This window comes from Pedobacter sp. KBS0701 (assembly GCF_005938645.2).
Lineage (GTDB): Bacteria > Bacteroidota > Bacteroidia > Sphingobacteriales > Sphingobacteriaceae > Pedobacter.
The window spans coordinates 4,524,167-4,532,709 of record NZ_CP042171.1 but is presented as its reverse complement, the minus strand read 5'-3'; the positions used below and the strand labels follow the sequence as shown (position 1 = coordinate 4,532,709).

At 36.1% G+C, this 8,543-nt stretch carries 6 protein-coding genes; 4 read left to right on the top strand and 2 right to left on the bottom strand.

Going from position 1 to position 8,543, the window contains the following annotated elements; genetic code table 11:
* Positions 1 to 13 precede the first annotated feature (13 nt).
* The 3 genes from FFJ24_RS18245 to FFJ24_RS18235 all read left to right on the top strand — a co-directional run bounded on the left by FFJ24_RS18245 (position 14) and on the right by FFJ24_RS18235 (position 6,297).
* The gene (locus tag FFJ24_RS18245) at positions 14 to 1,015 is read left to right on the top strand and encodes a PorP/SprF family type IX secretion system membrane protein (protein ID WP_138818578.1); all 1,002 of its coding nucleotides are present in this window, start codon (positions 14 to 16) and stop codon (positions 1,013 to 1,015) included.
* Positions 1,016 to 1,084: 69 nt separating this feature from the next.
* Positions 1,085 to 3,085 carry an OmpA family protein gene (locus FFJ24_RS18240; protein ID WP_138818576.1) on the top strand — a complete coding sequence of 667 codons (2,001 nt, stop codon included), beginning with the start codon at positions 1,085 to 1,087 and terminating at the stop codon, positions 3,083 to 3,085.
* 413 nt (positions 3,086 to 3,498) lie between these two features.
* A complete protein-coding gene (locus FFJ24_RS18235) occupies positions 3,499 to 6,297 on the top strand; it encodes a lantibiotic dehydratase (RefSeq protein ID WP_138818574.1) in 2,799 nt (932 codons plus the stop codon).
* Here FFJ24_RS18235 and FFJ24_RS18230 read toward each other — a convergent pair.
* On the bottom strand, positions 6,294 to 7,064 hold the full coding sequence (locus tag FFJ24_RS18230) for a sensor histidine kinase (RefSeq protein WP_168202503.1): 771 nt from the start codon (positions 7,062 to 7,064) through the stop codon (positions 6,294 to 6,296). The two genes, FFJ24_RS18235 and FFJ24_RS18230, sit on opposite strands and share 4 nt — an antisense overlap.
* A gap of 487 nt (positions 7,065 to 7,551) precedes the next feature.
* Between FFJ24_RS18230 and FFJ24_RS26160 the strand changes: the two genes are divergently transcribed.
* Entirely contained in the window at positions 7,552 to 7,701 is a 150-nt protein-coding gene (locus FFJ24_RS26160) for a hypothetical protein (RefSeq protein ID WP_168202502.1), read from the top strand.
* Between the two features lie 5 nt (positions 7,702 to 7,706).
* On the opposite strand, the gene FFJ24_RS18225 is transcribed toward FFJ24_RS26160, so the two are convergent.
* Positions 7,707 to 8,453 (bottom strand): LytTR family DNA-binding domain-containing protein, encoded by a 747-nt coding sequence (locus FFJ24_RS18225; protein WP_138818570.1) that lies wholly within the window; start codon positions 8,451 to 8,453, stop codon positions 7,707 to 7,709.
* Between the last annotated feature and the right edge of the window lie 90 nt (positions 8,454 to 8,543).

Below are 8,543 nucleotides of genomic sequence, written 5' to 3'. Positions count from 1 at the left end.
AAAATAAAAGACCATGAAAATACTATCGGCTTTAAAAATATATGTTGCAGTGCTAGGATTGCTGCTGTGTACAGCTAAGTCCTTTGCACAAACTGATCCGCATTTTTCACAATATTATGCAAATCCGTTATATCTTAACCCGGCTTTAACAGGGGTAATAGATGGCGATTACCGTGCAACTGTAAACTTTAAACAACAATGGAGTGCGCTAAACAGTTCTTTTTTAACGGGTGGAGCATCTTTCGATATGGCCCCCAAAAAGAACCTGGCATTTGGTGCAACCATTTTAAATCAAAGGGCTGGAGAGCTGGATTTTAACTACCTATCTGCCTCTGTATCGGGCTCGTACCGTTTAAGGTTTGGTGCCGAAGGCTTGCAGATGGTGAGCTTTGGTTTACAGGCTGGTATAATTAACCGCAGTTTCGATTTCTCTCAGGCCAGGTTTGGTAATCAGTTTAATCCAATTTCAGGTTATGATGGTGGCATGATGAGCGGCGAAACACTTTCATCTCAGTCATCTTTGGTTCCCGATGTAAATGCAGGCATCATGTTTTTTGACGGCAATCCGAATAAGAATGTAAACGTTTTTTTTGGCGCAAGTGCAGCGCATTTAACCCGGCCTATGGATCGTTTTTCTGGTTCAAATTCACGTATCCCTGTTCGTTTCACTGCACATGGCGGTGCGCGGATCAAAGCTTCAGAGCTATTGGATATTGTACCTAACGCTTTGTTCATGTATCAGGGGAATACAAACGAAGTTTCATTAGGCGCTTATGCACAACTTAACGTTAACCCGTCAGCTAACATTTTATTTGGTGGTAATTACCGTAATAAAGATGCTGCAATTGCCTTTGTTGGTTTACAATTAAAGAATATGGTGTTCGGATTAAGCTATGATGTAAATACCTCTTCCTTTAATCGTGCATCAAACAGTAACGGTGGTTTAGAGCTTTCAATATCACTTATTGGTCGTAATGGTATAATTGGTCCAAACTTCTTTTGTCCACGTTTATAATTAATCAAATGAAACCATCATGATATTAAATTATGATGGCTTCATCACCATTGAAAACAAGTTTAAAAGATGAAAAAAATATTACTCTTTTTGTTAGTGGCATTTGGCGGTTTTGCAAACGCACAGTATGTGATAAATTATAAAAAGGTTGCTGATACTTATTTCGAAAATAAGGATTACTATGCAGCATCAACTTTTTACAAAAAAGCCTTAAAAATTACTGGCGATAGTACCCAGGCCATTTTACCGTATGGTAAAGAAAGGAAATCAGCAACTGATGATAAAGTGATAGAAGATTATGAAGGATCGATTTATAACCTTGCAGAATCTAGCAGACTGTATAGGGAATTTAACGAGGCTGAAAAATATTATGCTATGGCGGTAACTTTTACAAATACACGTTTTAGAAAGGCACTATATTATTATGCTGAAAGCTTAAGGGCAAATAAAAAATTTAATCCGGCTATTGACGCTTTTCAACAGTTTATCCAGAAATACCCCGGCGATGCTTTAGCTAAAGATGCTCAAAAGGAAATTGAGTCGTGTAAGTTTGCCATTGAAGAAATGCGCTTTCCGCGTATAATACAGGTTAAAAAAGTACCAGGTAATGTAAATGGCCTGGGATCTAACTACGCTCCTGTTAAAGTCAAAAATGAATTGTATTTTACTTCTTCCCGTCCGGTTGCTGTAGGGAGTAAAAAAGACATGGTTAAAACAGATGCCGGAGAGGTTCAGGTATCAACTAAGTCCAACCCGTTTATTAATAACATTTATACAGTTAAAGGCGAATTAACTTCGGCTGATATCGAAGTGAGAAAAATCGACATCAATTTTCCTAAAAACATGGAAATTGCCGCAGTTACTTTTACCCCTGATGGGAATACGATGTACTTTACTGCTTGGAAAGAGAAAGAAAAATATGCTATTTATTCTTCTAAAAAAACAGGTGATAAATGGACAGATCCGCAATCTGTTGGTTTGCAGGTAAATAGTAAAGATTTTAATTCTTCACAACCTTTTGTAACCAGTGATGGTAAATTCCTCCTTTTCTCATCTGATAGAAGTGGTGGTTATGGTAAATTTGACCTCTGGTATTGTGCCGTTCGGGAAGATGGTTCATTAGGTCAGGCGGTAAATTTTGGACCAACCATTAATACCGGAGATGACGAACGTGCGCCATACTACAATTCCTTAACTAAAAAATTATTGTTTAGTACCGACGGGCGTATTGGTTTCGGCGGCCTTGATTTCTTTGAGTCAGAGGGAGATCTGGTAAATTGGTCTAACCCCAAAAATCTGGGTTATCCTTTCAACTCATCAAAAGATGATCTTTACTTTACCGCAACTGATGATATTGGAACAAAAGGATACATTAGTTCTGATCGCGAATCATCGTGCTGTTTGGAAGTGTTTGAAGTGAAAAAAGAATACCTTTCTATTACCGGCCTTTTAACTGATTGCAAAACTAAATTGCCTTTAGCAGGTGCTAATGTAACTTTAACCAATGCCGAAGGGTCACAGAAAATAATTACAGGTACCGATGGGATTTACAGTTTTAAAGTAGACTCGAAAAGACCGGTTAAATTGCTTTTTGCAAAAGATAATTATTTCGCAATTACTAAAAACTATCTTTATGAAGAACTGGCAAAGGCAGATACCTTGATTTATAAAGATTATTGCTTAAGTCCTTTCAAATTGGGTATCCCAATGACTTTGGATAATGTTTATTATGAATTTAACAGTGCCGAACTTACCGAGCCTTCTAAAAAAGTATTAGACTTCCTGATCCCTATTATGGAAGATAATCCTGAAATGGAAATCGAACTAAGTTCTCATACCGATAATATTGGTACAGATGAATATAACCTTGATCTGTCGAACAGAAGAGCAAAATCTTGTACAGATTATTTGGAAAGTAAAGGAATTGCCGCTGCCAGAATGACTTCTAAAGGATATGGAGAATCGATGCCGATTGCGCCAAACGAAATTATTGTAAAACGCAAGAAAAAAGATAATCCTGAAGGAAGAGCGAAAAACAGAAGAACAGAGTTTAAAGTAACTAAAAAATAAGATGCATAATATCTCTGTGGGCAATGTCAATTGAGTTAAGAATAAATCGCAAAAAGATATCATCCTGACATAATCGAAGAGCATTTATTTGAGAATTATCAGTCTCATTAAGGCTATGCTAACGCTGACGACTGTAGTACTTAACTTAATGATATTGCCGGTGAGCCATCTTCTTTTTAGGAAGATGGCTTTTTTAGTTGCGCTGATTGGGATTTGTAATCCCGACCTATTTTACTGTGGATTTTCAATCCGCTAAATGAAAAAGATCCTTTGTTCACGAGGGATTGTAAATTCCGGCTAACTACATAAACAGTTTTCAATAGGCAATTTTCAGTTAGCTAAAACTGCCAACTGAAAACTGATCGTCTGTTTTTAAATTAATCTTTGTAATTTTCCCCTATCATTTAAATGCAATGAAGCTGAATATCCAACCAACCGTAATTTTTAGAACACCTAAATTTTCATATCAATCCGAACTGGTAGATTGTTGGGAGGAATTAAAATTGGCCATTTCAATATCTTCCGCAGCCTTTTATGAAACCATAAAAGAAGTAAAGGCAAACGAACTCAAAGATCTTCCACCTAAGGTTTATTTTACCATCTGGAAATATTTTAACCGTGCGAAATTCAGAGCGACCCCTTATGGCACTTTTGCTGGTTTTAGTTTGTTAAATAATGCCATTAAGCCATCCGAAAGCAGAATAGTAATTGAAGAAGCTCAAAAGGTGCGCGAACTGATTGATTGGCCTTATAAAAATAGTATTCAATTCCCATTGGCAGATCTGTTGCAAAAGAACTGCCTCATATTTAGCAATAGCAGTTATTATTTAACGCCCAATAGTATCCGTTATATAGCCTGTACCGACGGTGTTTTCGAACTGGCCGAGTTAGATCAAAACGATTTTGTAATACAAATATTAACTGCATGTTTAAAGCCGATCAGGCTTAATGATCTGGTAAAACAATTAAATTTAAGTGATACTGAGACCGGGGATCTATTTGTTTTGCTGCAGGATATGCACGATTTGCAGCTTGTTTTTACCAACTATGATCCCAATATTATCGGAGATGATTATTTTGAAGGTTTAGGCCTCACCGCTACGGATGAGTTACCAAAATATCTTATCGCGCAACGCACAGCTTTATCTGGTGGTATTAATGAACGGTGGCTTCAGGCTATTCCAGGTTTGATCAGTATGCTTCATACTATAATGCCTGCTAAAGATCGTGATGCCCTTAGTCAGTTCCAGGTTAGGTTTAAGAAAAAATTCGAAGATCAGGAAGTACCTCTTTTACTGGCGCTAGATCCTGAAATGGGTATAGGATACGATGAGTTGGAGCAATCCGGTCAAAATAGTGAATTTATCACACGCTTTAATACTAAACCGCCAAAAAAAGCAGAAACAGAAAATATCAGAGCGGCATTAAAAACCTACCTGACGGCGCAAAAATTTGAGAAAGGAAAAGCCGTTTATCTGAACAAACTTGTCTTGACACCTAATCAAAAACTAGCATCTTTACCCAATTCATTCAGTATGGTAATGTCTGTTCATGATGATTTGATTTTTATAGAACAGATTGGTGGAGTAACCTCAAATGCACTAAGTGGAAGGTTTACCATGGCGGCCGATGAGGTGGCGAAGTACGCTAAAAACATAGCATCGGCAGAACAGCAGGCAAATCCGGAGGTGTTATTTTTCGATGTGGCCTATATGGTAGAGGCCAATGTAGATAACGTAAACCGGCGGAAGCTAATCTATGGGTATCAATTGTCAATATTAAATTTTGATACTTCAGCAGTTCCACTTGCTTTAAATGATATACAGATTTCAGTTCGGGGCACTGAGATTATCCTTCGCTCTAAGCAGTTAAATAAACGGCTGGTGCCTAGAATGGCTTCTGCCTACAACTACATCCGTTCAGATCTTTCTGTATTTAGGTTATTGTGTGATTTGCAACATCAAGGCTTACAAACAAATCTCTCCTTACCGCTCGATACTATTTTCCCTGATTTGGATTATTACCCAAGGTTACAATATCAGAATATTGTTTTAAGCGGTAACAAATGGAAAGTTAAAAAAGAAGCCCTTTCAGGGCCTGATCAAAAGTTGCTATCTATCGCCGGATGTAGATCATTCCTAAACAGTTTAGGCGTTAGTGAATATTTCAAAGCCGGTATTTCCGATCAAACTTTGTGCTTTGCCCTACAAAATGACGACGATATCAATGCTTTCTTACAATATATGCAAAAACAAGGCAGTACTTATATTGAAGAAATGTTAATGCCTCAAAATAGCATTGTGGTTGATGAAACAGCTAAACCCTATTTAGCACAGTTTGTTTTAAGCATAAGTCACGGCGAACAAATTTATCGTGGTTTGGTTGAGCAATCAGCAAATGCCGGGGTAACCCGACTTTTTCCGCCAGGTAAAGAATGGCTTTATTTCGAAATTTATTGCCATCAGCAACGTAGTGATCAGATTTTGACGGAAGTAATTGCGCCTTTCCTAACCACTCATACAGATCAGGTAAAATCTTGGTTTTTTATCCGCTACAATGAAAATGGAAACCACATCCGGTTTAGGATTCAACTAAACAATCCAATGGATGGACAGCTGTTAATATCAAAGCTCATGGATGATCTGGAATTGTTTTTATACTCTGGTTTGGTATCTGACGTACAGATTAAAACCTATAAGCGTGAGTTAGAACGTTACGGCAGTAATATGATTGAAGATGTTGAACGGCACTTTGCTATAGATAGTGCATTTGTAATATTGCTTTTAGAAACACAGATAGATGATTTTAACAAATATAAACTGTGTAATCTTTTGGTTTCAAAGATTATCGGAGCCGGCATTATAGATAAGCCGGCCATCAATAAGGTCGTGAGATTAATGTCTGATAACTTTAATGAAGAGCATCGATTGGATGCCGCTGATTTTAAACAATTAAATATTCATTATCAGGAGTTTCGAAAAGCAGAATGGGCAGCATTAACAGCAGAACAGGAGCAGGGCTTTAGCTTGTTTTCAGATTCTTTTATCAGAGTTCTTACACAATGTGCTCCTGAAAATGCATTAAAGCTATTCACCGATTTAATACACATGCACGTAAACAGACTCTTCAACAAAGATCAGCGGACGCATGAAATGGTTATGTATTATTTTCTGCTAAAAGACATTCAACGTCAGAATGCAACAAAAATTTAGCGGTTTAACCTGGCCAATGGATTAACTACAGTTACATCTATTTCTGTAATGTAGCGGTTAAGTGGATCCTGGTAATATCTGAATACATAGTCGTTACCATAAAAATTACTCAGGCGCTTGCCAATATTATCAATTCCTACATGATGGCTTTCCGTTTGTTTGCCTTTATTATCATTAATCATGTTTATGGTGCTGATATTCAGCTTATCTTTTTCGTAAGTGATTTTAATGATCGCTGGTTGAGTAGAGTGCGAAATATTTCCGTGCTTAAATATGTTTTCAACCAAAGTTAGTAAGATAAGTGGTGGAAATCTTAATCCAAACATATCGCCCGTTATTTCAAGTTGCAGATTAATTGCATTAGCTGTCCGGAGTTTGTGAAGATTGATCAGGTGTTCAATTTGTTCAATTTCTTCACTTAGCGGAACCATCTCTGATGCTTCAGGACGTTTTAGGGCATAGCGCATCATTTCGGCCAGATTCATAATGGCATCTGCTGCCATAGGTGCCTTTTTGCGGGCATCGTTATAGATGAAGTTTAATGTGTTAAATAGAAAGTGTGGATTGATTTGACTGCGCAGATAATTGTTTTGCGATTGAACCAGATCATTCTCTAAAGCCTGTTTTTCTATTTGTGTAACCAGGTTCTGCCGTTCCAGTGCTTCTACTTTCTTCTGATCCTGAAATGATTTAATAAGATAAACATAACCCGTTGCAAAGCCGATATAATATAAAGAACGATAAATACAGCTTAGAATGAATGCCATATCAATTGCAATTGGAGTCGGGACTATAATTAATCCAACTGCTCTAAATAATGCACTTAATAAAAAGGTAACTGAAGTATACAATAAACTCGCTAACAATATCAGTAACGAAATCCTTATCACTTTAAAAATGTCATTTCTTTTGTTTAGTATCTTATTTAGAAAAAAAGAATAACCATAAAAAACAGAAATATTAGTAACATAAATGATAATATAAACTCCTGGTTGCTTAAAAGATTTTGAAAATAGACCTAGGATAAATACCTCATAAATGATATAAATTCCCCAAATTAAGAAATGAAGTTTATAATTCTGAAAGAATTTTTTGAGGTTAAAAAAAATCATTTTATTGCTTTTTATCTATTAAATTAAGGTTTTGGCCTGTTAAAAATGGGGGTTTGTGTAAAAAACTGGTTGCGTTATGTTTTGAGTTGCACCTTTACAGAAATTAATAACAACAACAAGTAAACACATAAAATATTATATCATGAAAGCTCAACACATTACTAAACTTGCTAAAAGAACTGTTTTTGTTTATAAAAACATTAAAGATCAAAACAATTTTACAACACAGCCAACTGGTGATCAAAGTCAAACTATCATTATGACTGGAACAGTTAGCAATATTATATTGTAATATATCTACTGATTCCGGTTGGACTTTAATAAACTGCTCTGTACATAGGCGAAGAAAGTTTCTTTATAACCTTCGCCAATTTGTATCATCTCGTTATTTACCAAACGGATTATATTTCCATCTACTTTTTTGATTGCCGATTTAGCCACAATGTTCGATTTATTAACACGGATAAAAGGGTGGTTCTCTAAGGCCTTTTCAATTTCCTTAAGTGTAAGATAGGTAGTGTGGATTTCAGACTTAGTAATAATCTGTATATAATTCTGTAGTGCTTTGATATAAAGTATTTCATCAATAGCGATGTTGGAAAAAGCATATTTATGGTCGCCTTTGATGTAAAGGGCCGCAACCTGATCAGCTTCTTTCGTAGTGCCTTTGCTATTATTATTTGATTCCTTTTTTAAAATCCTATCAATACCTAATGCAAATTTTGCAAAAGAAATAGGTTTTAATAAGTACTGATCTGATTGTACATCAAATGCTTGCAAGGCATAATCGGGATGAGCAGTTGTGAAAATCAAATATTTTGCTTTTTCTCTGATATTTTTCGCCAGTTCTAATCCATTGATTCCTGGCATATCAATATCCATAAATAATAAATCAATTTCGTCCTCAATACTTATCTCGGTAAGTGCTTGGACAGGGCTGGTAAAAGTTTTAAAAACTGTTAAACCAGGCATTTCTGCAATGTGGTCAGTTAATACCTCAATTGCATGTTGCTCGTCGTCTATAACAACGCATTTTAGATTCATGAGTATAAAGATGTGGGTTTATTTGATTTGAATGCAAGTTAAATAAAAATGAATTGAATTAACAATTGCATCTAAAAAAAACTCATATCC